Genomic DNA, 26,501 nt, shown 5'->3' with positions numbered 1-26,501 from the left:
ACTCCGATCTCATGACCGATCTCTGAAAGGGCGTTTGGTGACGTTTACGCCTGATTTGAAGCCTGCTTCACGGCTGGAGCTGTCTAGAGCCTATGCCGTCGATATCGCGCGCAGCCTTCGTCGGATCGCATTCAAGAACGTTAGGCGGACGCACGACATCGTTGACGCCGAATACAATTCGGGGGAATGGGGCCGCATTCTGTCCGAGCGTGCCTGGCTGCGCGAACGCTCACTTGAGGATTTTCTGGTCGGCCATAACGAGGCGTCGCGTCTCGCTAAGGTCGACGGCCAAATCGTCCGGATTTCGACCAGAGAATACTATCGGTACCGGCTCGGCGCGCTATCGCAATTGGTCGCGCGGCACGCGGGCGAAGAGACGGCGCTCCTCGAACTGGGTGCCGGCTTTGGATACAATCTGTTCTCGCTGTCGATCGATCCGCGATGGAGCAAGCTGCGTGGTCTCGACATCGCCCCGAACGGGATCGAGGCCGGCCGGCAGATCGCCGGGCATTTCGGGCTGGGCGACCGGATCAGCTTCGGACGTATCGACCTGACCGATCCGGCCGATCCCGCCTTCCAGGAACTCAAGGGCGCGACGATCCTGACCTATTTCTGCATCGAGCAGATTCCCCATGCCGTCGAGGCCGTCGTGAACCACATCCTGAAAGCGCGCCCTGCGCGGGTCATCAACATCGAGCCTGCTGTTGACATGTTGGACCTTTCCGATCCGCGGGATATTGCCAGCCGGATCTACATTCGATCGATGGACTATCAGACCAGGCTGTGGACGCTGCTCGACGAACTGGATCGCGCTGGCCGGATCCGCGTAAGCGCGAGGGAGCGGATGAACTTTGCGCCGACCCTGCACAATGACGGATTGCTCTATGCTTGGACGCCGCTGGGCGATTCGGACTGATTCGGAACCTGCCCACATCAGTGGTCGGCGATCCGGCTGTCGATGGGGATGAGATGCAGGTCTCTTGGTGGAGCATGGAGAGCTTGTTTCCAGCGGTGCTTTGCATCACCGCCGTCGGGGCCATGCTCGCAGCCATGGGTCGTATCGCGATAAGCCGACCCGGCCTCTTGCTGATCCTTTTCTTTTTCTTCTTTGCTTTTGCCTGGCGGCTCCTCTCCGTTCTCTACATCGACGTGTTCGGGCCAGTCTACTCCGAGCAGCTGGAACGCCAACTCGGCCCAGGATTGGCCGTGCTGCCGCTAGCGGCGTCCCAGGCGCTCATCATAGCGGCATTGCTCTTCTCCTTTCGCCCGCAACGCCTGCGTGCGCTTTCGGACAATTCGGTCATCCGGAACTCTGCTGTGCTGAAGGCCGGCGCTTGGAGCCTGGCTGACTTGGCCTTTTGCGTTGTCGGCTTGTTTGTGCTTGCGCTCTGGCTGGAGTTGCTGATCCGCGGCCATATTCCGCTGTTCGCGGGACTCGAGCGCTTCGACTATGCGCGGCTATACGGCGGCCCCTTGCATCAGCAGCTGTTGGAATGGGGGCCGATGCTGGCATTTCAGATCGGCGTTCTCTTGTCACTGCCCGCACTCTGCGGCAAGCCTCTGGACCGGCGCTTCGGAGCACTGTTTGCAGCCTTGATGCTCTACCTGTTTGCGGTTGGGCATCGCTTTTCGTCGTTTTATCTCTACCTCTCATTCCTGATGATTCCGATGGGAGCCGTGCTGCTCGGAAAGCAATGGACCGGCGCCATCTCTCTGGGGAAGCTGATGCGCCGCGTCTGGTTGCCGGCGCTTGGCTTTGTTCTTCTGGTTGGCGTCGCGCTGATTTATTCTTACGCGGTCGTTCGCGGCAGTGAAACGGTTGCCATCCAGACCAAGCTCGTCCAGCGCATCCTGGTCCAGCAGGGCGAGATGTGGTGGATGACGTATGAGCGCGTCTTCCTGCGCAACGACTGGAATGGCGATTATGCTTTTTTCAAGCTGTTCGTGGACCCTTTCAGTCCGAACCGCAACTCGACCATGCAGTTCCTGATGGAAATGGGACTGCCGCTCGAGCGCGCCCAGTTCATCATTGCGCAGGGATCAGCTTACACCGGGGGGTGGCCCGAGGTCCTTTTCGAGCTCGGAGGTCCGGCCGGGGGCTTCTGTCTCGTCGCCATATCGGCCATACTGTTCTCCGAATTCATGTTTCTGTTGACGCGCTGCCTCGTGGAGGAGCGTTACGTTACCTGCTTTTTCCTGACTCCGATATTCTATGCGCTTTCGATCTTCCTCGTCTCCGGAATGGTTAATTCGTTCATCCAGCTCACATTCATGATAAAGATTGCGGCTGCTGTTTTCGCGTATGTTCTGGAAGACAGGTGGCGCTGGAGTTTGATCACGGCTACGCCTTCGGTTGCAGGCAAGCCCGTCGTGTGAGACCAGAAGGAATAGCAGTATGAGTGAGGCACAGCCGCAGATATCTATTCTCGAGTATTTCGGCGGACTGTCGACGTTTCTCGATCGCTCGGTCCGGAAGCGGTTGAGCACGATTGCGTTAGGAACGCTGGCGGTGATGTTCATCGTATTCCTCGTCAGTCAAATGGCGCCCGCGACCTACACCGCGACGGCAAGTGTTCGCCTGGCCCGTGTCGATGGCACGGAGCTGATGACGCCACAGGCGACGGCCGCTCAGATCAATCAGCGCGCGTTCCTGGTTCGCGCGCTGGACTCCTCGGATGCGGCAGCTGATCGCGAGGATCGCGGTCGGAAACTCATCCTGGATAGTTTCAACGCACGTCCGAACCTGGCCGATTCACTGACGCTCGTCGTGACGGCTGCCAGCGAGAAGCAGGCACGCGATGTATTGGAGGCCGCGGTCAACGCGTTGAACAAAGAGCAGGAGAAGCTGCGCGCTCCCTTGGTCTCGGAGCTCAGCGCTCAACTTGCCCTGCAAGACGAAAATATCGCAAGCCTGACTCGAATCCGAGAATCCCTGGCGACGGGCGATTCGATCTCGCCCTCCGCAGCTGGCGACGCTTCGGCGTTGGTGCTGCGTCGCGTGTGGCTGCTGGATCTGACGACGAAGAACGAAGAAAGGTTGGCTGCCGCGAACGCAGAGCGTCGTAAAATGGTGAGCAGGATGGGACCGATGAAGACGTATCCGGCATCCCTGAGCGAGGACGTGATCATTATCCAGTCATCGCCTCGACCTGTCCGGCACGCGATCTTTGCTGGAGCAATTGCATTGCTGGCTTTGCTCGTGTACGCCATGATCCGCATGCCGGGCTCCGCCCGCGCACAGTAGGGACGCCGCGCAAAATATGTTGAGACAGGCCGTCATCCTGGTCGGTGGTCTCGGGACACGGCTGGGGGAGCGAACCCGGCTCGTTCCTAAACCATTGCTGGAGGTCGCCGGTAGACCGTTTCTCGACTACCTGCTCGACGAGTTGACGCGCTACCCGACGATCGAGGAGATCGTGCTCCTCGCCGGCCACCGTGCCGACGTCGTCGTCGAGGCCTACCACGGCAAGAGCTGGCGTCGCGCCTCGCTGAAGGTGGTTTGCGAGCCGTCGCCTTGCGGTACCGGCGGTGCGTTGAAGCATGCCGCTGGAAAGCTGCAGGATCGCTTCCTTCTTCTGAACGGCGACTCCTGGTTCGATTTCAACTTGCTGGATCTCGCCCTACGCGCACGCAATTCGTCCGCCCTTGTCCACATGGCGCTCAAGTGTGTCCAGGCGGGAGATCGCTACGGTCGTGTTGTGCTCGAAGGGAGCCGCGTCAGGAGTTTTCTCGGAGCCGGTTCCCAACCGAACGGGCCCATCAATACAGGCGTCTATTGCATCGACCGAGCAATTCTCCGGTATATTGATGAATTGCCATGCTCGCTTGAGCAACAGGTGTTTCCGAGGTTGGTCGCCGAGGGACGGCTCGAGGCGGGTCTCTACGACGGCTTCTTTATCGACATCGGTATCCCCTCTGATTTCGAGCGGGTCCAGCTCGAACTCCCGGAGCGGCTACGCCGCCCTGCGGTGTTCTTCGACCGGGACGGCGTGCTCAACGTCGACAAGGCCTATGTGCACCGGATCGAGGATTTCGAATGGATCGACGGCGCACGAGAAGCGATCAAGCTCTGCAACGATCTGGGTTATTACGCCTTCGTCGCCACCAATCAGTCGGGAGTTGCGCGCGGCTATTACGGGGTCGAGGACGTTCACCGCCTTCATGACTGGATGAGCGGAGAACTCGCTGCGGTGGGCGCACACATCGACGACTATCAGTATTGCCCGTACCATGAGGAGGGCACGATTGACGCGTTTCGGCGCGTCAGCGACCGGCGCAAGCCTGCTCCGGGCATGATCATCGACTGCATGAACGGATGGCCCATCCGGACGGAAGGAAGCCTGCTGGTCGGTGACAATGATCGCGACGTCGAAGCGGCTCGCGCTGCCGGGCTGCCCGGGTACTTGTTCAGGGAGGGCGACTTGGCGACATTTCTTCGCCCGCTGCTCAAGGCCACCGCGGCGCCTTAGGCTTGCAGCCGGTCAGAGCCGGCATATCGCGGACAGCCTAGCCTCGACTGATGGCGCGAAACATGTATTCCGCCTGCTCCCAGTCCTCCAGCGTGTCGATGTCCTGCACATATTTTCGCGGAAGAACGATGCCGATCGATCGCTCGGAGAATAGCGGCACATCGTCACGAAAGGCGTCCCCCGTTCCCCAATAGAACTGGCCCGCATCGTGATAGGCCGGCTCGAGATCCTGAGAGCGGGTCAGACGGTGCTCAGGATAGAAGGCGTCGACCCGTCCTGACGTCGTGATGCGCACGGCCCGCTGGATCGGAAAGGCGTAGCTGGTGACGGAAAAGGCAAAGGCCGCGTCCGAGCAGGTCAGGGCGTCGTGCCCCTCGCGCAGATAACGCGGCTGAATCAACGGAGCGGTGGCGTAGATGCAGCAGGCGTGGCTGATCTGATTGCCTCGTTCGAGAAACCACGCGACGGCGTGTTTGACGACTGCATTGGTGCCGGTGAAATCGTCGGCAATCTCTCTCGGTCGAACGAACGGCGTCGTCGCGCCCAGTTGGCGCGAGACGGCTGCGATCTCCTCGTCATCCGTGGACACGATAATCTCGTCGAACAGGCCGCTCTGGCGGGCCGCATCGATCGAGTATGAGATGATGGGTTTACCACAGAACGGACGGATGTTCTTGCGCGGGATCCGCTTGCTTCCACCGCGCGCCGGAATGACCGCGATCTTCACGAGATGATCTTCGTGAGCGCGCCGACGACGGTGTCCTGCTCTGCATCCGTCATCTTCGAAAACAGCGGTAACGTGATGGCATCCTGATAGTAGCTTTCGGCTTCGGGAAACATGCCGGCGCGGAAGCCGAGGCGCTGATAATAGGGCTGGGTGTGCACCGGGATGTAGTGCACGTTGACGCCGATGCCCGCGGAGCGCAACGCATCGAAGACCTCGCGCCGGGTGAGCTTGATCTCGTTTCGCCGGAGCCGGATCACGTAGAGGTGCCAGGCAGAATTCGTGTCGGGGTGCTGCCATGGACAGGTCACCGGCAGCCCGGCGAGCAACTTATCGTAACGTGCCGCAAGCTCGCGCCGTCGCGCGACAAAGGCATCAAGCCGGCCAAGCTGGCTGGCTCCGAGCGCAGCCTGAATGTCGGTCATGCGATAGTTCAGGCCGAGCTCGATTTGCTCGTAGGTCCAAGGACCATGCCGGTCCTCGTTGGAACGATCCGCTTCAACGGGATCGGTCTGCACGGGGCGTACAATGCCGTGGGTGCGCAGATAGGCAAGTCGCTCCCCGAGCGCCCGGTCATTGGTGAGCGCCATGCCTCCTTCGCCGGTCGTGATGATCTTCACCGGATGGAAGCTGAAGACCACGACGTCGCTGAGCTGCGCAGCTCCGATCTTGCGCCCCAGATATTCGCCGCCGACCGCGTGCGACGCATCCTCGATGATGCGGAAGCCGTAGCGATCGGCGAGCGCGCGGATTTCCGCCATTTCGCAGGACTGGCCGGCGAAGTGGACGGGAATGACCACCTTCGGCAATCTTCCCTGGGTGCTTGCCTGCGCCAGCTTCTCCGAGAGTGCGGCCACACTTATATTGTAGGTGCGTGGATCGATGTCGACGAAGTCGACGCTGGCGCCGCAATAGAGCGCACAGTTGGCCGAAGCTACGAAGGTGTTCGGTACGGTCCAAAGGAGGTCGCCTGGACCGAGATCGAGCGCGAGACAGGCGATATGAAGCGCTGCCGTTGCGTTTGACACCGCGATTGCGTTGCGGACACCGCAATATCCGGCCATTGCCTGTTCGAAGCGGGGGCCGGCCTGTCCTTGGGTGAGCCAGTCCGACTGCAGCACCTGCGTGACTGCGTCGATGTCCTCAGGGGAAATATCCTGGCGCCCATACGGGATCATAGGAGAGCAATCTTGTTGAAGTCCCGGATCTCGGCGGGATCGAGGAAGTGATCGTTTCGACCGGAATTGTACTCGAAGCCATCAGGAACCGGCTCACCGCTTTCGCCGATCTGGTTCGTGAGATAGTCCACATCGCGGCGAAAGAATTTGATGGTCGGCTTGATCACGAAGTGATCGTGAAACTTCACGGTCAGATGCGAATCGTCGGTCGGGCACATGACCTCGTGGAGTTTTTCGCCCGGACGGATACCGATCACCCGGGTCGGCAGCGTTGGGGCCATTGCCGCAGCCAGATCGGGAATGCGAACCGACGGGATCATCGGAACGAAGATCTCGCCGCCCGACATGCGCTCGAAGCTCTTGATCACAAAGTCGACGCCCTGCTGCAACGAGATCCAGAACCGCGTCATCCGCGGATCAGTGATCGGCAGATGATCCGTACCTGCAGCGATCAGCTTGTTGAACAGTGGCACGATCGAGCCGCGCGAACCGACCACATTGCCGTAACGCACGACGGCAAAAGCCGTGCGATGCCCGCCAGCCATGTTGTTGGCTGCAATGAATAGCTTGTCGGACGCCAGCTTGGTCGCGCCGTAGAGATTGATCGGCTGCGCAGCCTTGTCCGTCGAGAGTGCAATCACCTTCTCGACGTCTGCCGCGAGCGCCGCCTGAATCACGTTCTCCGCGCCATGAACGTTGGTCTTGATGCACTCCATGGGATTGTATTCAGCTGCCGGCACCTGCTTCAACGCAGCGGCGTGAATGACGAAGTCAATCCCTTCCATGGCCGTGCGAAGGCGTTCACCGTCCCGGACGTCGCCAATGAAATAGCGCATCGCGGGCTGATCGAACTCCTGCTGCATCTCGTATTGCTTCAGCTCGTCACGCGAATAGACGACGACGCGACGGGGCTTGAAGTTCTTCAGCAGGCAACCGACGAACTTCTTCCCGAACGATCCGGTGCCCCCAGTAATCAGAATGGCCTTTTGATTGAACATGCTCGCTCTTGCGCCGGATCATTGTCTGGAGTGGGGAGAATGCCGCTGGTTACCATACGCTCCTGCCGCCGTCCATCACCAGGTTCTGCCCGGTCATATAGCTCGATGCATCCGAGCACAGGAACTGCACCGCGGCGCGGTACTCGTCGACCTCGGCCATGCGGCCCATCGGGATCAGGCGCGTCAGTCGCTCGACGAAGGCCGGATCCTGGTTGTTGAAGACCCCGCCCGGCGAGATCGCGTTGACGCGGACGCCGTGATCGGCCCAATACGTCGCCAGATATTTCGTCAGCCCGATCAAGCCGTGCTTGATCACGGAGTAGGTCACCGGCTTCACCGGCTGCTCCTCCTCGCGCGTCACCTGCGGTTGGCGATAGAGCCGCTGGTCCGGCGCGATCACGCCGAGATCGGAGGCGATGTTGAGGATCACACCGCGGCCACGCGATGCCATTGCACCGCCGAACACCTGAGCGCATAGCATCGCGCCGGTCAGGCCCACGGCGATCTCGGTCTGCCATTGCGGCACCGGAAACGCCTCGAAGCGGGAGGAATGCATCACGCCGGGTGCGGAGGTCACCTTGGGATCGATGGCCGCGTTGTTGACGAGGATGTCGACGGAGACGCCGCGGCCGGAAAGCTGCTCGTGCGCAGCACGCACCGAATCGAGTGTGGTGACGTCGATCGCAAGCGCGATCAGGTCGGCGGACGGCGCATTCTGCTTGAGTGCGGCAACGGCGGCTTCGGCCTGCGCAAGTCCGACGTCGGTGACGACGACGCGCGCGCCGGCCTCGGAGAGCGCGGCAACATGCTGCCGGCCGAGCAGGCCGCCTGCACCGGTCACGAGAGCGGTGCGGCCGGTCAGGTCATAGCGTGAGGACGGGCTTGGCATCGGGAGCTCCTGTTCAGCCGCGCAATTGGCCGCCGTCGGCGACCATGACGCTGCCGGTAATGAACGCCGCGCGCGGCGAGGCGAGGAATGCGACGAGGTCGGCGACCTCTTCCGGCTTGCCGAGCCGGCGCAGCGCCACCTCGCGCACAAGCATGTCCTCGACCGCGGCCCTGTTCTCGGCGAGCTTGCGCGCCCAGGTGCCGTCGGCGGCGAGGATGTTGCCGGGCGCGACCGCATTGATGCGGATGCCCTCGAGCGCCAGCGGGCGCGCCAGCCCGCGCACGGTGGCGTTCAGCGCCGCCTTCGCGGCATAGTAGGTGACGGGCGCGCCCAGCGCCGCCATGCCGGCGATCGAGGAGATGCAGACAATCGACCGGTCGCCGCTGCCGCGCGCCATCAGCGGCCGTGCGGCCTCGATCATGTTGGTCGCGGCGAAGAAATTGAGATCCATCACCCGCGACCATTCCGCCGCATTCTCCTGCCCGGGCGGCACGGAAGCGCCGCTGCCGACGTTGCAGACGAGGATGTCGAGGCGCCCCCACTGCCGTTCGACCTCGTTCAGCAGCCTCGCTGCCGCAGCCGGATCGGTGACATCGGCCACGTGAACCGATGTGCTGCCGCCGACCGTAGCCCGCGCGGCATCGAGCGCATCTGCGCCGCGCGCCGCGAGCGCGACTCTGGCGCCTTCTGCGGCGAGCGTCGTCGCGATCGCGAGCCCGATGCCGCGGCTGGCGCCGGTGACGAGCGCGACGCGATCATCCAGCTCGAGCTTCATCGCGCGGCATCCTCGATCCAGCGAACCGTCATGTCGCGATATGTCGCCAGCGCGCCGGCGTGATCGCCGTCGCCGGCCCGCGCGGTTTGCAGGATGTATTGTCCCCTATAGCCGGAGCGCTCGATCAGCCGGATCGTCTTCGCGAGATCAGCGTTGCCGGTGCCGAGCGGCACGGTGGTGCCGCCGCGCACGCGGTCCTTGACATGGACGTTGAGAATGCGGGGCGCGTAGGCCTCGATCTCCTCGGCGCTATCGTAGCCCAGCGAGGCGCTGTTGCCGCTGTCGTAGTTGATGCCGAAGACCTCCGCCGGAAACGCTTCCATGAAGCGGGCGAGGTCGCGCGGCGGCAGATCGGACTCGAAGACGATCTTGACGTTCTGTCTCACGAGCTGCTCGCGGCGGGCGATCAGCACCCGCTTGAGCGTGTCGCTCTCGCTCTCGCGCTCGATCTTGCCGTTGTCGACCAGCGGGACCACGATGAACGCGATGCCGATGCGGCTGCAGGCGGCAATCAGGAGATCGAGATCGTTGACGAGGGCATCGCGCACGACCGCATCGACCTTCCAGAACGGCGCTTGCATGAAGCAATCGCCGGTCAGGCTCGGGATGCGCACGCCATTTTCGCGTGCCAGCGTCAGAATCTCCTGTTGTCCCGGCTCGGTCATCAGCGGGTTCTCGCGCAGCCGCTCCTGGTCGATGGTCCATTCCATCCGCGTCAGGCCGAGCGCCTTGGCGCGGGGAAATTCCTCGCGCCATTCGTTCCACGGGAACGCCTGGATCTTGCCGTCGACCAGGGCCGACAGGCGTCCCTGCATGAAGCCGATGCGTTCGAGCGTTGCGGTCACGATGTGCTATCCGAACTGATGGCGAGGCCCTTGGCGATCCAGCCGCCGTCGACAAAGATCTCCTGGCCGGTCACATAGGCGGAGGCTTCCGACGCGAGAAAGACGGCGGCACCCACCATGTCGGCGGGTTGCCCCCAGCGGCCGAGCATGGTGTGGCGGCGCCGATCCTCGTGCATGACGGGGTCGGCATAGCTCTTCGCGGTCATCTCGGTCGCGACGTAGCCCGGCGCAAGTGCGTTGACGCGGATGCCGTCCGGTGCGTAGTCGGCGGCGAGTGCCCGCGTCAGCCCGGCAAGCCCCGCCTTTGCCGCGACGTAGCCGGGATTGCCGGGGAAGCCGCGCACCGAATTGATGCTGGTGACGTTGACGATCGCCGCCGAGCCCGCGTTCTTCAGGAGCGGATAGGCGGCGAGGATGGTGGCGTAGACGCCGGTGAGATCGGTTGCGACCGTGGCACGGAAGCGTGCGAGCTCGCTTTCGCCGCCTTGGGCCGGAAGACTGATGCCGGCGGCGTTCACGAGTGCGTCGATCCGATTGCCTTTTGCCGCAATGGCGCGGAATGCGCCTTCGATCGCGCCGTCGTCGGAGAGGTCGCAGGCCATGGCGGTGACGCCCTGCGGCGCGGTTCCGGACCGGCTGAGGCCGAACACGGTGGCTCCGGCATCCTTGAGGCCGCTCGCGATCGCCGCGCCAATGCCGCGCGAGGCGCCGGTGACCACCGCGATCTTGCCTGCGAGCGAGAAGGCGCTGAGATCAGGCATAGCCGTAACTGCGCATGATGGCGGCGCAAAGCTTGACGTCCTCGGGGCGGTCGATCTGGAACATCTTGTGACGATCCATGACGTGGAAGCCGATCTTGCCGCCGAGACGATTGTTCTGCTCGCGCAGGAGGGATGGGATCAGGACGTAGAACGAGCCGTTCTCAAGGTAGCGCTTCTCGATCTGCTGGCGCATGCGGCGGTTGCGATAGTCGTAATTGATCGGCTCCGGGCCGTTCGCGCCGATCCGCCAGTTGAAGTAGTCCTCGACCTCGCAAACCGACAGCAGGCTGTCGAGATGGTCGCGATCGAAGGTCTCAAGTGCGTTCTCGATGTCGCCGGGCTCGCGGATCGGCGATGTGGCCTGAAGCGCGACCACGCGCTCGAACCGGCCCAGTCGCGCCTCGGTCGCATCGAGGGCATGCAGCCAGGCGGATTCGGAGGAGGCGAGGTCGCCCGAAATGTCGTCCGGACGCCGCACGCCGACGGCGCCGGCGGCCTCGGCCGCGGCGAGGATCGCCTCGCTGTCCGACGAGACCGCCACGACGTCGACGCCGCGCGCCGCGCGGGCCTGTTCGACCGTCCAGGCGATCAGGGGCTTGCCGCAGAGATCGAGCAGGTTCTTGTGCGGGATGCCCTTGGAGCCGCCGCGCGCGGCGATCACGGCCAGCGTCTTGCGCGCCATCAGATGTGTCCCTCCAGACGCTCGAGCGCGGTCCAGAAGCCTTCGCCCATGTTCTTGTGACCCTGCCATATTTCGGGAATGAACGATGCCGTCGGTGCATGCTTGCGCAACACCTGTCCGATCTCGTCGAAATCGATCTCGCCTTCGCCGATCTGAAGACCTTCGCCGTCGAGGCCCTTGGCGTCGCCGAAATGCAGATGCGCGGTGTGCGGCCCGAGCTGGGCGAGGCCCTGCGCGAAGTCGAAGCCGAAATGATTGGCGGCGAGCTTGGTGTGGGAGATATCGACGCACATGCGCAAATCATGCTTGGCGCAGAACGCGGCCGATTCCTCCGGGAAGATGAAGATGTTCTGGTGGCGCTGGCCGCCGAAATGCCAGGGAAACGGCGCCATGGTCTGCGGCGTCAGCTCGACACCCTCCATGTCGAGCTCGGTCAAGCTCTGCGCAAAGATGCGGTAGCGCTCGGCTTTCTCCTCCGGCGGCAGCGGCTCGTCCATGGTGAAGCCGCCGATATTGGCGACGATGGGCGGGCGCTTGGTCCTGGGGAAGAACTTCTTCAGGCCGCGGGTGATGTCGATCACCGCCTGGGTCTGCTCCAGCGAGTAGCGCCGCAGCGCCTCGTCGGGCGTTGCGAGGTCCATCAGCTTGGAGCCGGCAAACAGCTCCGGCGCATGCACCACGAAACCGAGTTCATAGGTGCCCGACAGATAGGCCGCCGGATCGCGCTCCATGTCGCTGTAGCTGAGATGGAATTCGATGATGTCGGGCTCGCAGATTTCCAAGAAGCGTTCGGTATCGTGATAGCGTACCGGCACGCCCCAGGGGCGGTCGAAGCGGTAGCGCCGGGCCTTCGCGGCGCCTTCATTGAGGTCGCTCTGGAAGAAATAGTCGTCGGCCGCCATCGTTCGCGTCAGCTTGCGGCCGAGCAGCGCCGGCATCTTCAGCGGCGACAGGCCCTGTCCCGGGCTCTTCACGGCGATGTCGCTTTCGGAGATCACGGTGCCGGCCGACAGGTCGCGCGCGGCCACCAGGCTCTTGGCGAGGTTTTCGCGGTTGATCAGCTCACCCTGGCTCAGCGCGCGCTCGGCGAGCTTCTCGCCGCGGGCCGCTTCCACCTCGCGAATGCCGGAGACGAGTGCCTTGAATTCCTCCGGCTCAAGACTTGCGGCATGGTCCGGACCTTCCATCTCGCGATCGAGCGTGATGTGGCGTTCGATGACGACGGCGCCGAGCGCGACGGCGGCCGTCGAAACGGCAATGCCGCGCTCGTGGCCGGAATAGCCGACGACCGGATGGATCTCGCGCAGCGTTTCCATGAAACGCAAATGAATGTTGTGGAGCGCGGCCGGGTAGGTGCTCTGGCAATGCAGCAGCACGTAGCTGGCATTCCGGTCGTCGAGGAACTTCGCCGCGGCCTTGATCTCGTCCGTCGTGCTCATGCCGGTCGAGACGATCAACGTCTTGCCGGTGGCGGTGAGGCGGGCGAGCAGCGGCAGATTGGTGAGGTCGGCGGACGCGACCTTGTAGGCCTCCACGCCGAAGCCTTCGAGCACGGCGACGCTCTTGGCGTCCCAGGGCGTGCAGAGGTACTCGATGCCCTTGGCTGCGCAATATTCGGCGATCTTCTTCTGCTGTGCGGTCGGCAGCTCGAAGCGGCGCAGAAGATCGAGCGTATATTCGACGGCGAGGTCGTCGTCTTTCCCGGACAGGCTCGAGGCGCGATAGACCTCGTCGAGCTTGCGCATCTGGAATTTGGCGCAATCAGCTCCGGCGGCGACCGCGGCATCGACCAGCGCAATGGCGCGGTCGAAGTCGCCATTATGGTTGTTGCCGATCTCGGCGATGACGTAGCAGGGTTCGCCATCGCCCAGAAGACGGTTGCCGATGCGGACCGGAGCAGGCTGTTTGGGCGATGTCATCAACATTCTCGTCTCATATGCGTCATGCTAGCTGGGCGGGAACACGGGACTTCCACGTCCGCAGCCCGTTCTCCTCGAACATGATGCGCGAACAGCTGTGCCCCTGCTGTTCCAGCGCCGCGATCAGCTGATAGCGCTCGAACGGGCGGACGAAGAACATGAAGTAACCGCCGCCGCCCGCGCCAAGCAACTTGCCGCCGACCGCGCCATGCTGCTTGGCAAAATCATAGATCGCGTCGATCGCGTCCGACGAGATCTTGGAGCTCAGCTTCCGCTTGGCGTGCCAGGCCTCGTCGATCAGCCGGCCGCATTCCAGCAGTTGACCGCGCAGCAGATGCCGCCTGATGTCGCGTGTCACTTCCTTCTGCTTGGCAGCTGCGGCCACCGCGTCGCTGGTCTCGTGCCGAGCCTTCTGGTCGCGGTGAATGGCACCGGAATCTCGCCCCGAGCCGACGTAACAGAGCACCAGGCTCTCCTCGAGCTCGGCGATGATGCTGGGATCGAGGCGAAGCGGCACGATGGTGTTCTGGTCGGAGAAGAACTCCATGTGATTGAAGCCGCCGAACACGGTGGCGTACTGATCCTGCCAGCCGCCGGGGATGTTGAGCATCAGCCGCTCGGCCTGGAAAGCCATCTCCGCGATCTCGTGGCGGTCCCACTGGTCGCTGCGAAATTCGTTGAAGCAGCCGATGATCGCCGACGAGACCACCGCGGAGCCGCCGAGGCCCGATCCGACCGGAAAGTCGGCGGAGACTTCGAGCTCGAAGCCGTAGGTCGGCTTGATCAGGCGCACCACCGACTTGATCAGCGCGAGATCTTCGCCGGTTCCGAGCTCTGCGAGATTGTCGGCCTCGACCGTGCGGCGAAAGTCGTGCGAATAGATCCGGATGCTGGGATCGCTCCGGCGCCGCAGCGCCGCATGAGCGTACATCTTGATCGTGGCGCTGATGACCGCGCCTCCGTCATTCGCCACGAAGTAGTGCGTCAGGTCGGTGCCGCCGCCGGAGAAGCTGATCCGAACCGGCGAGCGGGCGCGCGCGAATACCTCGCTTTCTTCCGAGAGGTTGAACAGCTCGCGGCTGAACACGTCGACCAGCCGCCCCTCGCCATCGAGGATCGGCACCACATGAACGCGCTGGTCGAGCAGTTTGAGAATTTGCTCGCGGGGTCCGCCGGAGCGTGCCCAGACGAAGTTGCGATTGACGCAGGTCGCTACCCGATCGTGGATGGTGAGGCCCGTCAGCATGCGCCTGCGGATGTCGCCGTCGGTGACCGCGCCGAGGATTCGTCCGCTCGCATCCTGTGCGAACAAAATGCCGAGCATGTTCGCATTGAGGCGCCGGAAGGCTTCCTCAATGGTCTCAGTCTCGGCGATGGTGACGTGGCTCTTGTCTGCCAAGCTATCAGGTCCAAAAAGTGCAGGCAATTCCAGCCCTTATCCCCGGGGACGGCGAGCGGTTGAGGCCGTTGATACGGCAGGGGGGGCGATGATGCAAGGCTTCTGCGGGTCCAGCGAACCGACCATCCTGACCGGGGCTCTTGGCCCGGATCAGCCCATCCGGCGAGTAGGGTCGAAATGCAAGCCGATCTTACCGCGGTAGCGGTTGTGCACTGGTCGGAAAGCCCGGAATTGGCTATTGCAACGGTCCCGTGTCGTGCCGCGAATGGTTGGGGCATCCTCCGATATCGGGTTGTAGAAGGACGTTGCCTGCGTGCATTCTCTTCAATTCTCGCTGGATGAATTGGGTCGATCTCAGGGAGCGGAGCAGGCCTCGTCCGATGCCAACGCCGTTTGCTTCGCTGCGAGTTTCGCGTGCGCAATGTCGGCAACGTCAGGCGCATTATGCGCGATCGTGCGAAGTCCTTTGGGGAGTCCGCACTGGTTCGTGATCGTGAAGGCGTTCCTGCTGCTGGCAGCGCTCGTCTCGTGCGTCGTGGTGTTGGCCCGCGGGAACGGACCGCAACAGCGCGCAAGCCATGGCAGCATGGTTCTCGCGATCATCGCGGTGATGTTCATGCCGTGCCTGGCGTTGGTGAACCACACCATTGCCGATATCCTTGTCTACCCGATCTTGCTCGCGGCAATAGCTGCAGGGGCTTTGCGTGCAGTAGCGCTGGCGCGGCCCAGGTTGATGTTGGCCGTCATCTGCGGCTGCGGTGCCGGAATCGGCTACTTCTTCGTCGTGAACTCGCGAGGTTATGCGACCGTCCTCACGCCGGAACAGACGCTGACGGGCCTGCAGCACCTCGACACTCTGTTTCACGCGACCATCGCCAACATGCTCGTGCAGTCGGGGCACCCGAGCACCGGCTTGGATGGTTTCCTGCCGATCAAATACCACGTCCTTTCCCACATTTGGATCGGAGGCATGGGGCGATGGCTCGGCGTCGCAACGCTCGACAGCTACTATCTCGTAGCGCAAATCATCGCCATCCCGCTGTTGCTGTTCAGCTTGATCACGGCGGGGGCGTTACTTCGGCGACAAGGGCGTGGGCTGGCTGATTGCGCTCTCGTCACGCTCGTTCCGCTCCTGCTCTTGATGGTTGCCGACGTCTGGGGGTGGACGTCCTATCTCGTTTCGGAGAGCTATTTCGTCTCGCTGCTTCTATTCTTGTTCGCGATGCCGTTGCTGGGGGAGCTTGCAGATCAGGACGCGCCACTCCGGCTTCCTGTGTTTGCGCTGGTGATCGCTGGAACGCCGGTTCTCTTCGCTAAGATTTCGGTCGGCGTGATCTTTTGGGGGGCCACAGGATTCCTGCTATGGCGACGACTTGGCTTGACCGTTCCCAACCTCATTATGCTTGCGGTGCCGATCGGGCTGCTGGTGGGGCTTGCCAGCATGATCAGCTCGCCGGATGCCGGCACCTATGTTCGTACGCTGCGTCCGCTCAGTTTCGTGCGCGAGTATCCGCAGGGCGCGTTGCCGAACATCGTCGCCAACTTTGTGCTGCTGTACGGCGCCGGACGCTTTTGGTTATCTGGTTCGCTTGCCGAACGGCGGCTGGCCGAGTGGTTTGCGCTTGTGGCGATCGGGAGTCTCGTTCCGGCTCTCCTGCTCGACATTGCAGGAGGCTCGGCGTTCTATTTTGCCAATGTCGGCACCTTTGCCTGCATCGTCTTCCTGACCGCCTACCATGCCCCGACTATTGAACGGCGGAAGCCCTGGCTAGCACGTCCCAGTGTCGTTCTCGCCCTTCTTGTCCTCGTGGGCCTCGCCACCAATGAAAAGAGAAGCAGCCCGGTCAGGCTGGCGCTGCAATTCGAGGAGCTGCGTGCACGGGCTCATTCGCTCGCCGGTCGAGGCGAGGTCTCGCCGCTTTCGACGGTTCCTGCCATCACGGCGCTGCTGGCGCCCGGCGGCCGTCTTCGGCAGGAGATTGCGGCGGACGTCAGTCGTGGGCCTGGAGCACGATCGATCGAGATCCTGCGCTCGCTGGGCGCAGGGCAAATGCGCAAAGTTGCGGTGTTCGTTTCGCCTGACAATCGTCCGTTCTGGACTAATTTTGTCGACTGTCGAGGCGATCCTCTTTTCGTTCCGGCAGTCCTTGGCGTGCCGATGTTGAAGGGGCTCAATCCTCCGGAGTTCAAGTGTGCCAGGGACCTTTACTACACCACCAGCCTCTACAGAGAGGATGCGTTTTCGGCCGTTACGAGCGACGATCAGCTTTGCGCAAGGGCGTCGGGCCTCGGCCTGGATGAGGTTTTGATCCTCGCGGGACCGGATGAGGGGCGGCGATTGAGCTGCGCGGTGCCGAAACGCTGAATACCGAGACGCCAGCTAGCGTCTTCGCTCCACGATAATGCGTGCCCTGCCGGTATTTCTGGCGCAGAGCTGCGTCGCGCGAGCCTCCGGGACCGGTGTGCTCTGCTCATCGGCGAGCGCGCCAGAATTTGCACCGCGGGTAACACCGGGAAGTTGGCCTGCCTCCACGAGCAGCCGACTGCAGGTCGAGCGATGGATGCCGTTGAGATCGATGACGAGCTGGTCTCCCGACTTCATGATTGCCGCCGGCCCCCAGAACGAGACCAGATGCTGGTTACGAAGCATGGACCTAGGAAGTTGAACTCCGGCGCGCGCCAGAGCTGGTCCGTCAAGCCGGCCTTCAGGCAACGGGCCCGCCACATCCGCGATTCTTCCGATCAGCTCGCTAAGAGCCGCCATTCCCCTGCGCTCGGCGTTGGAGACGCCAGGATCATCCGCAAGCGGCGAGGGGAGGCGGCTTCAGGATACCGCTCTCGATCGGGCCGAGCTCAGACGTGTCGCGCCGCAGCAGGACAAGATCACCCGTCGCGAGCTCGATCGGCGCAGCAAGGATTTGATTGGCAAGCGTCGGGACCAGCTGGTCGGAGAACGTGAAGGACCGTGGCCAGGTGTGCCACTTCCCGTCATACATGAGAACGATATCGCTGAGCATGTCATGTCCCCCGGCTCCTGCACCCAGTAGCAGGGTGACCTTCGGCGCGGCCGGCGAGAAGCGATCGATCAAGCCGCGGGCCTGCGAGATGATTGCGCGGTCATAATCCGCCAATGCCCAGAGATTGTTGCCCGGCGCAAGTATGAGCTTACTGCGCATCGTCTCTGCCACGCCGCGGGTCAGTGCGGAGGGATTGCACCGCCCATATCCCTGCACTCTTCCCCAGCGAATACGGTGCATTCGCGCGAAACAGGTAGAGCAGCGAGAACGTCGTTCCCCAGAGGATCACGCCGGCCGCCAGCACGGCGAGGCCGGGCGAACTGCGATATCCACTCAATCCGATGTCGGCGAGCTTCAGGCTCGGTGGCACCACCATAAGCGCCAACGGAAGCAGCGCAATGAGGATGGTGAAATCCACCGAGCGCCCCGCAAAATAGGCGCCTGTGATGGCCGTCAGCAAAGTCGCAGGAGTGCCCAAGCGGAGCCAGTCATCGGCAGCGGCGATAAGACTGTTGCGCGCCTTGTTGATCACGAGAAGCCATAGGCCTCCGACGGCGAGAACGACTCCGAACAGGAACGGGGACCTGCTCCAGAATGTGCCCGCGAACGGCACCGACCAAAATTGCGCGACCGGATTGTAGCTGGACAGAAAGCCAAGATAGGTATCGAGCGAGGCCCCTTGCCCGAAACGAGGAAGATTACTAACCCGACGAGCAGCAGCCCCGTGACGATTGGTAGAGCAACCAGTGCAACGAAGCGGTCGGCAGTAGGTCCGGTCGCGCAGATTGGCCAGAGCGACGAAACCGGCATGAATTGCGAGGACGCCGACCACGGCCTCGAAGCTCCAGATCGCCGCCAGCATGGAACTGGCAAAGGTCGGCGTCGAGTGTCGGCGTTTTCCCAGCATGCCGATGGCCACTACCATCAGCATGGCCGGCAGGTACCGAGCTCCGAGTACGGATGGGGCAGCGTTCACATTGCCTCGCCGTTGCCCCATCCCGCCATCCAGATCAGCACGAGGATAATGCCGAACCAGGCGGCTGCCGTGGGAAACCGCGTGCGTTGGCAAAGTGCGATCAGAAAGAGCCCGTAGAAGGCCAGATTGCACATTTGGATCGCCACTGCGGGAACGGAGAACGATGGCGGTCCAAATTGAAAGGCCAGGTATGCCAGGAGGACCGGACCGGGACCGTACTGGGAGAACGTGTCGACCATCAACGTTCCGCCATGCATCAGATGCAGCGCGGGTCCCAGAATCGTCATGTAGTGGAACGGGTCTGCCGCCAGTGAAAAATCGATGAAGAGTGCAATGATCGACATCAGCCCGAGGATGAGGACGATGAGCTTCGATACAGGGCGTTTCGCCAGTGTCTGCGACGGAGTTCGGAGTTCGAGCTGCAAAATGCAAATGCCGACGGCAACGACTACGCTGGCGAGCAACAGGGCGAGAACAACGATCGTCGGTTCCGGGTATCCGCCTTTCGAGGTCGGAACAAGATAGGATGACGCCCGCCAAATTTCGAGCCTTCGTCGACCCGAAACAGGATGATGATCGCAATCGCAATCGCAAGCGCGAAGCAAATGCTGTGATTTGCGAGGCTCTCGTGCTACGCTGCGTGATGCGGTCGCTCGCGTCCCGCACCATGGATGGTCGCAAGTGGCTGGACAGCAGCGCGCTATAGAAAGGCCTAGATACATAAGGAAGGCGCAAGTTGCGACGAACAGCGAGTGGGCCCGCCAGGCGTCAAGCCGCGAGATTCGAACGGCAGCCAGAGAGAGCAGAGTTGCCGTGGCGCACCAGACGTTTATCGCTTCGAAAATGCGACCGGCGCCGGAGTAGCAGCGATCGCTCCAGGATTGAAGAGAGGCAGCCAAAATCGGCACGATGGAGATGCTGGCGACGAAGATCTCCGCGTTTTGAAGGCGTGGTTCGATCCGCAACAAGTTCGCCAGTACGATCAATCCAACAAAGCAGATGACGGACATCGCGGCCGCCGACAGCAGCGCGCCAGTTCGTCGAGCCAGTCCGTTCGGGAACCTGCCAAGCCGTCCCGCGCCTCACGAGGGAACATGAGCCGCCATGCAGTACTGTGCGCCTAATGGCAGCCAACCGAGGCTCGCCTCCAGCTTGTGGAAGAAGGGGGTATCGAACGGAGTGAAGATGATGAATTGCCGCTTCGGGTCCACCAAGCCGGCGGCACGGCACAGCTTGGCGAGGCGTCCCGAGCGGAGCAGCACCGCGTTCTGGTCAAATGGACAACTCTTGACGATCTTCTGCGTCAGAGGATTGACCGGATTGTGCTCGATAATTACGACAAGCCCGCCCGGTCGGACGATACGGGCCGCCTCCACAAGAAACGCTTCCCAGTCGTCCGGCGGCACATGGTGCATCACGGCAATGGCGTATGCCACGTCAAAGCTGCGGTCAGGGTAGGGAAGATGCACACCGTCATAAACGTCGTAGTGAACGTCCGGGTTGGCGGCTCGCGCCTCCTCGATCACCGTACCGGCGACGTCGATGCCCGTGAGTTTGATGCCGGACTGCGCGGGCCGTAGATGCGGATGGATGAGACCTTGTCCGCAGCCGATGTCCAGCACGTCGAGCGACTGCGATGGAGCCATCTTGCGCTGCGAGCGGAAGGTGGCGAACACGTCCAGCAGGTAGCGTGCCTTCGCCCGTGTGAAGAAATCCTGAGGCTGACCGCTGAAAGCGACTGCATTGTCGATCTGTTGGCTGTAGCCCTCGCGATATTGGTCGAACTCTGTCATCGTGCTTGCCTTGTCTCGCTCCGGCGAGGGAGTATGTCATCCGGGTCGCTGGTGTCAGCGGAAGATCTGGTTTTTTGCGACAGGCGGCCGAGGGATAAGCCCGGCACGTTGACGCTGTACTCGATCACCGTCGTCGGCCGCGACCGCACCTGATTATAAATGCGCCCGACATATTCGCCGATGATGCCGAGAAAGATGGCGTTTAGGCTGATGCCGAACAGCAGCAGCACGGTCGTCGTGGCAAATCCCGCCGGCCAGTTGATGCCGAAGAGCAGCCGAGAGAAGATGTAGAAGAAGCTGGCAAGACAGGTCAGCAACGAGATTCCCAGTCCGACAAAGGCCGCAAGACGAAGCGGGAAAATCGAATGGGTGATCAGCCCGTCGACCGCGAGCGCCATCAGCTTCCCGAGTGGGAATTTGCTGACGCCCGCCTGCCGGGCTTGCCGGTCGTAGGCGACGCCGACCTGCTTGGTGGCGAGCAGCGAGGTCAGGCCGCGCGTATAGGGCGCGACGTCGTTGATCAGATGCAGTTGATCCAACACGGAGCGGTCGATCAGCCGGAAATCGCCGCTGTCGAGCATCAGGTTGTCGTCGGACAAACGTTTGAGCAGCCGGTAGTAGAATCGACGTGCCCATTGCAGCAGCTTGCTCTCTTGCCGAAAGCGCCTGATGCCTACGACGACGTCGTGACCCTGCTCCCACAGCTCCAGGAATCGGGGAAATACCGAGGGCGGATCCTGGAGATCACAGTCGATCTGGATGGCGGCGTCTCCGGAAGCCAGGCGGTAGGCCGTAAGCACGGATCTCTGGAAACCGAAGTTCCTGGCAAAGCGGACTGCGCGAACGCGCGGGTCCACCGCGGCCAATTCGGAGATGATCGCGATCGATGCGTCGGTGCTGTGATTGTCGGTGAAGATGATCTCGAACGTGTAGCGATCCTTCAACTGCTCGAAGACATCGCGAACGGCTTCATAGGCCCTGCGGATGTTCCCTTCCTCGTTGAAGACGGGAATCAGGATGGAGATGAGCTTGCGGTCGCTTTCGGCAGGCGTCCTGCGCATTGCTTGCTTTGTCCGGTTCGCGTCTGAAGAGCTTCGTTCGAGGGGCGATTTCGGCAGGAAATGCTAGTACCAGATGCTACGCATCGCGCAAAGCCGTCCGGACTCCCCGGGGCAAATTATCCAATTAAGCGAAGGGCATATGCTTGATTCATGGGGCGGTTTCCAGTAAGGGTCGCCCGGCCCGCGCGATGTTAGCCCAGTACTTGCGGCTGCCGTCTTCCGGAAATTTGCAGTAATCCGATGTCGCGTCTAAAGTTCCGAATGCCCAACGCTTCACATCATGACATCCCGACCGGAAAGCTGACGCGCTGCCAGGTTTGCGGCTCCGAACGGCTCGAGCTCGTGATCGACCTCGGTCATCAGCCTCTGTGCGATTCTCTTCCCTCGAAGGCGCAGCTCGACGGCCCCGAGACCAGCTATCCGCTGCGCCAAGTCTGGTGCCGGGATTGTTCGCTGTCGCAGATCGACTACGTCGTTCCGCCGGAAGTCGTATTTCATCCCGAGTACCCCTACCGCTCTGGCATCACTAAAGAGCTTGCGGTCTATCAGGATGCGTTCGTTCAGGATGCGGTTGCCGACCTCGGGCTCAAGCCGGACCAGCTCGTCGTTGACATCGGATCCAACGACGGGACTCTGCTATCCGGTTTCAAGCGGCGCGGCATGCGGGTTCTCGGCATCGAGCCGACCAACATAGCGCGCATCGCGCGGGAGCAGGGCGTCGACACGCTGCAGGCCTTCTTCGACGAGGAAACCGCGCGCAAGGTCGTGGAAACGCACGGCCAAGCCAAAGTGGCGACCGCGACCAATGTCTTCGCGCATGTGGCGCAGCTCGGTGGCTTCATTCGCGGCCTGGAACGGCTGCTTGCGCCCGATGGCGTCTTCATTCTTGAAAACCACTATCTACTCGACGTCATCGAGGGCGGCCAGTTCGACACGATCTACCACGAGCATCTGCGCACCTACTCGCTGAAATCGATTGTGAAGCTGTTCGAATTTTTCGATTTCACCTGCGTCGATGCCCGTCGGGTCAGTCGCTATGGCGGCAACATCCGCGTCTACGTGGCGAAAGGGCGCGGACGCCCCATCAAGCCTGCCATCGCCGAGCTTTTGAAGGCCGAGGATGATTTCGGCCTCTCGCGGCCGGAATGCTACGAGGCCTTTCGCGCGCGCGCCGAGAAGGTCAAGCTGGATCTGCTCGAGCTTGCGCTCGACTGCAAGAAGAAGGGGCTCAGCTTCGTTGGCAATTCGTGCCCTGGCCGCTGCAGCACGCTGCTGAACTACGTGGGTATCGATCGCATGCTGATGCCTTACATCTGCGAGCAGCCCACTTCGCTCAAGCTCGGCCTGCATTTGCCCGGTAAGCAAATCCCGATCGTCGACAACGAGCGCCTTATCCGAGAGCAGCCGGACTATGTGGTACTGCTGGCCTGGCACTACGGTCAGCCGATCGCCGAGCAATTGCGGGCGAGGGGACTGAAGTCGAAATTGGTCATGCCGTTGCCCGAGGTCCGCATATTCCCGGATTGAGCGCTGCGCCGGAGATCAAGCCGGTCTGCGCGGGGCCTCCTCTGTTAGGAATGGTGTCATGAAAGCGATGATCCTGGCCGGAGGACTCGGCAGTCGCCTCAGCGAGGAGACGTCCGTGCGACCGAAGCCGATGGTGGAAATCGGCGGCCATCCCATTCTCTGGCATATCATGAAGATCTACTCGTCATTCGGCATCAACGACTTCGTGGTCTGCCTTGGGTACAAGGGATACCTCATCAAGGAGTACTTTTCGCATTACCTGCTGCACACCTCGGACGTCACGATCGATCTCAAGAACAATCAGATCGACTTTCACGCCAGCCGATCGGAGCCATGGCGCGTGACGCTGGTCGACACCGGAGCGGAAACCGAGACGGGCGGTCGTATCAAACGGGCGCTGTCTTATGTTCGCGATGACGAGGCGTTCTGCCTGACTTACGGCGACGGCGTCGCCGACATCGACATCGCAAAATTGATTGCGTTTCATCGCTCGCACGGCAAGCTTGCGACGGTTACCGGCATTCGTCCGCCGGGGAGGTTTGGCAGCCTCCAATTGGAGGACACCGTCGTGAAGGGATTTACCGAGAAGCCGCTTGGTGACGGTGGATGGATCAATGGCGGATTCTTCGTGCTCAGTCCGCAAATCGCGGGGTTGATCGCCGGCGATTCCACGATTTGGGAGCGCCAGCCGCTCGAGCGATTGGCCACGAGCGGAGAGCTTCGCGTATTTCGCCACGAAGGATTCTGGCAATCCATGGACACGTTACGAGAGCGCAACCTGCTCGAAGGGCTTTGGAAGGGGCACAATCCGCCGTGGCGCGTGTGGACGTAAACCCGGACTTCTGGCGGGAGCGGCGTGTCCTCGTGACCGGTCACACCGGTTTCAAGGGCTCCTGGCTAAGCCTGTGGCTGTCCACCATGAGTGCGCGCGTTTTCGGCTTCGCTCTGGCACCGCCGACTTCGCCCTCCTTATTCGAGCGAGCCGAGGTCGGGGCCATCGTAGACGATACAAGGGGCGATGTCAGGGACATCCAAGCGTTCTCCCATCTGCTCGCGAGGAGCAGGCCCGACGTCGTGTTTCACCTGGCGGCACAATCGGTCCTTCGGGAATCCTATGTTGATCCGGTCGGCACCGTTGCAACCAACGTGATGGGGACGCTGAATGTGCTGGAGGCGGTGCGCCAGCACAATCTCAAGGCAAAGGCGGAACGATCGGGTGATGGCGTCCGTTCGCTCGTCGTCGTCACCAGCGACAAGTGCTACGAGAATCGGGAATGGGTATGGGGTTATCGCGAAGACGAGGCGATGGGGGGGCACGACCCCTATAGCACCAGCAAGGGTTGTGCCGAGCTGCTACTGACTTCCTACAATCGCAGCTTCGCCGAGCCACCCGCAGCCTCGGGCCGCGCCGGCAATGTCATCGGGGGCGGCGATTGGGCCAAGGACCGCCTGGTCCCGGATGCGGTCCGTGCCTTTGCGGCTCGACGTTCTCTCGAGATACGGCGTCCGCGGGCCATTCGTCCGTGGCAGCACGTGCTTGAGCCGCTCTCGGGCTATCTGCTCCTGGCGGAAGCCCTTGCGAACAAGGGCACGGCCGTTGCACAGGGCTGGAACTTCGGCCCCGGACCGGAAAGTGAGCAGCCGGTGATGCACCTTGTGGATACGCTCGCGGCGATCTGGGGCAACGGCGCCCGGTGGCTGCATGTGGGCGGTGACGAATTGCACGAGGCGACGTTCCTGAAGCTCGATTCGTCAAAGGCGCGTATGACCCTCGGCTGGCGACCTCGGCTCGGATTCGACGAGGCGCTGAAGCTCACTGCCGATTGGTACAAAGCGGATTTGGCGCGGCCGGCATCCTCGATGCACGACTTCACGCTCGGCCAGATCCACGACTATTGCCGCGCGGTGTGACCGCGAAAGCGGTCAGCTCGCTCCAGACGGGTACCAGAGGAGTGACATGGGCGGACTCACGGTAGCCTTGATCGGGGGTGGAAGGTGGGGGCGGACGCACGGCTCCATCCTTGCACAGCTGTCGGACCGCGTCGGGCGCGTGCTGTGGGTCTCGCGCCACGAGAGGGAGGCCGTAGACGCCTTTGTCGGCAACCTTCCAGGAGCACGCGATCGATTCACGCTGGTCGAAAGCCTGGAGGCAGCGTTGGCCCTGCGCCTTGATGCCGCGATCGTCGTGACGCGCGCCAGCGATCATGCGGAGACCGCCGGCGCCCTGCTTCGTGCATCCGTGCCGACGCTGGTCGAGAAGCCGCTCGCACTAAGCGCAGGGACCGCAAGAGGCTTGGTAGAGCTCGCAGCCATCCGCAACGTTCCGCTTTTCATCGGGCTGCATCTGCTTACGGCGCCGTTCCTGCACCATTTCCTTGCTCTCTCGACCGGGCGCCCCTTGGCCGCCGTCGAACTGGAGTGGCTGGATCCCGAGCAGGAGATCCGGCATGGCGTCGACAAAACAGCCAACCTCACGACGCACAAAGTTGACGAGATCATGCCGCATCTGTGGTCGATGCTGCAACTTGTCGATGATTGCGGCAAGCTGCAAGCCGACAAGGTGAAGCCGCTGGCGCGAGGCGCAGTCGAAGTGGAAGTCGCAATGAGCTGTGCTCGCGGAACCCTGCGGTTCGGACGCAGAGCTCCCGGACGCCGGCGGTGGATGCGGCTCGAGTTTCGCGATGGCGGCTATGCGGAGCTCGACTTCACCATTGAGCCCGGCTCGATCATCCTCGACGGTGTTCAGCAAGCGAGCTTCGAATCGGATGGCAAGTTCGGCCCGCTGGCCGTCGAACTTGCCGGCTTTCTGGACATGGTGCGGCTGCGACCGGACGTTTCGTCCTTTCCGCAAACAGCATCCCGCTGTATCGGTTCTGTCGAACTGGCTGAAGCGGTGCGTGCGCAGCTGCTTCTTCAGGAGGCGGGAGCCGTAGCGGACCGGCTCGCGCGTGGCGGCGGGATGAGAGATCCCGATGTCTTGGCTTGGGTTGTTGACAACATCGCACCTCTCCTGGACGTTCGCGAACCACGAAGCGAGAGCGCGAGGGCGGAGCTTGCGGACATCATTGTCGACGCGCTCGAGGCTGCGACAACATCAGCCCATGTTAACGACCCTAAGTTGCATTCGATCATTACGGCAATTCGGCAATCTGACTTCTTCGGGTGTCTAACGAAAGAGCGGCCGATTTAGCGGCGGCGTCACACCGGGCGCGACAATTCGCCCATTGTGTCGGCGTTCATGGTGCATTCAGCCGCCAACCGGCGATGCTCGGCTGCGCAGGAGAGAATAAGATGCTGATGACCACGATTGCGACACTCCTTACTCTCCATGGAGCTCCAGCTCTGCTGGCCGAAAGTCCCAACCTGGCCGTCGAGGTACAATATGGCGTGCCGAGGCGTCCGCCCCCTTGCGGGCATGGCTGGGACTTGAGTGCGCGAGACGGCTATTGTTATCCGAACGGTTACCTGCCTCCTCAAGAGCAGGAGGC

The 26,501-nt window shown here is 62.2% G+C and carries 24 protein-coding genes; 9 read left to right on the top strand and 15 right to left on the bottom strand.

Annotated elements, in window-relative coordinates:
- Window positions 1-349: 349 nt before the first annotated feature.
- Genes I6F28_RS34900 through I6F28_RS34885 form a run of 4 tightly spaced genes read left to right on the top strand, consistent with a single transcriptional unit; the run spans window position 350 to window position 4,469 of the window.
- A complete protein-coding gene (locus tag I6F28_RS34900) occupies window positions 350-916 on the top strand; it encodes a class I SAM-dependent methyltransferase (protein WP_225143473.1) in 567 nt (188 codons plus the stop codon).
- Window positions 889-2,376 carry a DUF6418 domain-containing protein gene (locus I6F28_RS34895; protein WP_225143471.1) on the top strand — a complete coding sequence of 496 codons (1,488 nt, stop codon included), beginning with the start codon at window positions 889-891 and terminating at the stop codon, window positions 2,374-2,376. Before I6F28_RS34900 ends, I6F28_RS34895 begins: the two co-directional genes overlap by 28 nt.
- Before the next feature lie 19 nt (window positions 2,377-2,395).
- Window positions 2,396-3,244, top strand: a complete 849-nt coding sequence (locus I6F28_RS34890; RefSeq protein ID WP_225143468.1) for a GumC domain-containing protein — start codon at window positions 2,396-2,398, stop codon at window positions 3,242-3,244.
- A gap of 16 nt (window positions 3,245-3,260) precedes the next feature.
- Entirely contained in the window at window positions 3,261-4,469 is a 1,209-nt protein-coding gene (locus I6F28_RS34885) for an HAD-IIIA family hydrolase (protein WP_225143466.1), read from the top strand.
- Between the two features lie 37 nt (window positions 4,470-4,506).
- Here I6F28_RS34885 and pseF read toward each other — a convergent pair whose 3' ends face one another.
- The 10 genes from pseF to I6F28_RS34835 are packed head-to-tail and all read right to left on the bottom strand — an operon-like array spanning window position 4,507 to window position 14,639.
- Window positions 4,507-5,196 (bottom strand): pseudaminic acid cytidylyltransferase, encoded by a 690-nt coding sequence (gene pseF / locus I6F28_RS34880; protein WP_225143463.1) that lies wholly within the window; start codon window positions 5,194-5,196, stop codon window positions 4,507-4,509.
- Entirely contained in the window at window positions 5,193-6,371 is a 1,179-nt protein-coding gene (gene pseC, locus I6F28_RS34875) for a UDP-4-amino-4,6-dideoxy-N-acetyl-beta-L-altrosamine transaminase (protein ID WP_225143461.1), read from the bottom strand. Before pseC ends, pseF begins: the two co-directional genes overlap by 4 nt.
- Window positions 6,368-7,369, bottom strand: a complete 1,002-nt coding sequence (gene pseB, locus I6F28_RS34870; protein WP_225143458.1) for a UDP-N-acetylglucosamine 4,6-dehydratase (inverting) — start codon at window positions 7,367-7,369, stop codon at window positions 6,368-6,370. The genes pseC and pseB overlap by 4 nt, the downstream gene beginning before the upstream one ends.
- A gap of 49 nt (window positions 7,370-7,418) precedes the next feature.
- A complete protein-coding gene (locus I6F28_RS34865; RefSeq protein ID WP_036029858.1) occupies window positions 7,419-8,258 on the bottom strand; it encodes an SDR family oxidoreductase in 840 nt (279 codons plus the stop codon).
- A 13-nt stretch (window positions 8,259-8,271) separates the two neighbouring features.
- Window positions 8,272-9,033 (bottom strand): SDR family NAD(P)-dependent oxidoreductase, encoded by a 762-nt coding sequence (locus tag I6F28_RS34860; RefSeq protein WP_225143445.1) that lies wholly within the window; start codon window positions 9,031-9,033, stop codon window positions 8,272-8,274.
- Window positions 9,030-9,878, bottom strand: coding sequence for a sugar phosphate isomerase/epimerase family protein (locus I6F28_RS34855; protein WP_225143433.1), 849 nt, complete (start codon window positions 9,876-9,878; stop codon window positions 9,030-9,032). The genes I6F28_RS34860 and I6F28_RS34855 overlap by 4 nt, the downstream gene beginning before the upstream one ends.
- On the bottom strand, window positions 9,875-10,639 hold the full coding sequence (locus tag I6F28_RS34850) for an SDR family oxidoreductase (protein WP_225143431.1): 765 nt from the start codon (window positions 10,637-10,639) through the stop codon (window positions 9,875-9,877). Before I6F28_RS34850 ends, I6F28_RS34855 begins: the two co-directional genes overlap by 4 nt.
- Entirely contained in the window at window positions 10,632-11,321 is a 690-nt protein-coding gene (locus I6F28_RS34845) for an acylneuraminate cytidylyltransferase family protein (protein ID WP_036007390.1), read from the bottom strand. Before I6F28_RS34845 ends, I6F28_RS34850 begins: the two co-directional genes overlap by 8 nt.
- The gene (locus I6F28_RS34840; protein ID WP_225143429.1) at window positions 11,321-13,240 is read right to left on the bottom strand and encodes an N-acetylneuraminate synthase family protein; all 1,920 of its coding nucleotides are present in this window, start codon (window positions 13,238-13,240) and stop codon (window positions 11,321-11,323) included. The genes I6F28_RS34845 and I6F28_RS34840 overlap by 1 nt, the downstream gene beginning before the upstream one ends.
- A 22-nt stretch (window positions 13,241-13,262) precedes the next feature.
- The gene (locus I6F28_RS34835) at window positions 13,263-14,639 is read right to left on the bottom strand and encodes a GHMP family kinase ATP-binding protein (RefSeq protein WP_225143428.1); all 1,377 of its coding nucleotides are present in this window, start codon (window positions 14,637-14,639) and stop codon (window positions 13,263-13,265) included.
- Window positions 14,640-15,126: 487 nt separating this feature from the next.
- Between I6F28_RS34835 and I6F28_RS34830 the strand changes: the two genes are divergently transcribed.
- On the top strand, window positions 15,127-17,004 hold the full coding sequence (locus I6F28_RS34830; RefSeq protein ID WP_225143415.1) for a hypothetical protein: 1,878 nt from the start codon (window positions 15,127-15,129) through the stop codon (window positions 17,002-17,004).
- Between the two features lie 430 nt (window positions 17,005-17,434).
- On the opposite strand, the gene I6F28_RS34825 is transcribed toward I6F28_RS34830, so the two are convergent.
- The 5 genes from I6F28_RS34825 to I6F28_RS34805 form a co-directional block, all read right to left on the bottom strand.
- Window positions 17,435-17,815, bottom strand: a complete 381-nt coding sequence (locus I6F28_RS34825) for a hypothetical protein (RefSeq protein WP_225143412.1) — start codon at window positions 17,813-17,815, stop codon at window positions 17,435-17,437.
- The gene (locus I6F28_RS34820; protein WP_225143410.1) at window positions 17,805-18,587 is read right to left on the bottom strand and encodes a hypothetical protein; all 783 of its coding nucleotides are present in this window, start codon (window positions 18,585-18,587) and stop codon (window positions 17,805-17,807) included. Before I6F28_RS34820 ends, I6F28_RS34825 begins: the two co-directional genes overlap by 11 nt.
- Before the next feature lie 41 nt (window positions 18,588-18,628).
- Window positions 18,629-19,642 carry a hypothetical protein gene (locus I6F28_RS34815; protein WP_225143408.1) on the bottom strand — a complete coding sequence of 338 codons (1,014 nt, stop codon included), beginning with the start codon at window positions 19,640-19,642 and terminating at the stop codon, window positions 18,629-18,631.
- 72 nt (window positions 19,643-19,714) lie between these two features.
- The gene (locus I6F28_RS34810; RefSeq protein ID WP_225143405.1) at window positions 19,715-20,425 is read right to left on the bottom strand and encodes a class I SAM-dependent methyltransferase; all 711 of its coding nucleotides are present in this window, start codon (window positions 20,423-20,425) and stop codon (window positions 19,715-19,717) included.
- Window positions 20,422-21,486, bottom strand: coding sequence for a glycosyltransferase family 2 protein (locus I6F28_RS34805; protein ID WP_225143398.1), 1,065 nt, complete (start codon window positions 21,484-21,486; stop codon window positions 20,422-20,424). The genes I6F28_RS34810 and I6F28_RS34805 overlap by 4 nt, the downstream gene beginning before the upstream one ends.
- Window positions 21,487-21,747: 261 nt before the next feature.
- On the opposite strand from I6F28_RS34805, the gene I6F28_RS34800 reads away from it, so the two are divergent.
- Genes I6F28_RS34800 through I6F28_RS34785 form a run of 4 tightly spaced genes read left to right on the top strand, consistent with a single transcriptional unit; the run spans window position 21,748 to window position 26,203 of the window.
- Window positions 21,748-23,013 carry a class I SAM-dependent methyltransferase gene (locus tag I6F28_RS34800; protein WP_225143396.1) on the top strand — a complete coding sequence of 422 codons (1,266 nt, stop codon included), beginning with the start codon at window positions 21,748-21,750 and terminating at the stop codon, window positions 23,011-23,013.
- Between the two features lie 58 nt (window positions 23,014-23,071).
- Window positions 23,072-23,845: a glucose-1-phosphate cytidylyltransferase gene (gene rfbF / locus I6F28_RS34795; RefSeq protein WP_225143394.1), complete on the top strand. Its 774-nt coding sequence runs from the start codon at window positions 23,072-23,074 to the stop codon at window positions 23,843-23,845.
- On the top strand, window positions 23,827-24,924 hold the full coding sequence (rfbG, locus tag I6F28_RS34790) for a CDP-glucose 4,6-dehydratase (protein ID WP_225143392.1): 1,098 nt from the start codon (window positions 23,827-23,829) through the stop codon (window positions 24,922-24,924). The genes rfbF and rfbG overlap by 19 nt, the downstream gene beginning before the upstream one ends.
- Before the next feature lie 46 nt (window positions 24,925-24,970).
- A complete protein-coding gene (locus tag I6F28_RS34785; protein ID WP_225143390.1) occupies window positions 24,971-26,203 on the top strand; it encodes a Gfo/Idh/MocA family oxidoreductase in 1,233 nt (410 codons plus the stop codon).
- Window positions 26,204-26,501 lie beyond the last annotated feature (298 nt).

Origin of the sequence: Bradyrhizobium sp. NBAIM14, assembly GCF_020193895.1 — a bacterium.
Taxonomy (GTDB): Bacteria; Pseudomonadota; Alphaproteobacteria; order Rhizobiales; family Xanthobacteraceae; genus Bradyrhizobium; species Bradyrhizobium yuanmingense.
Note: the sequence above shows the minus strand (reverse complement) of the source record. Positions and strands in the feature narration are given on the sequence as shown.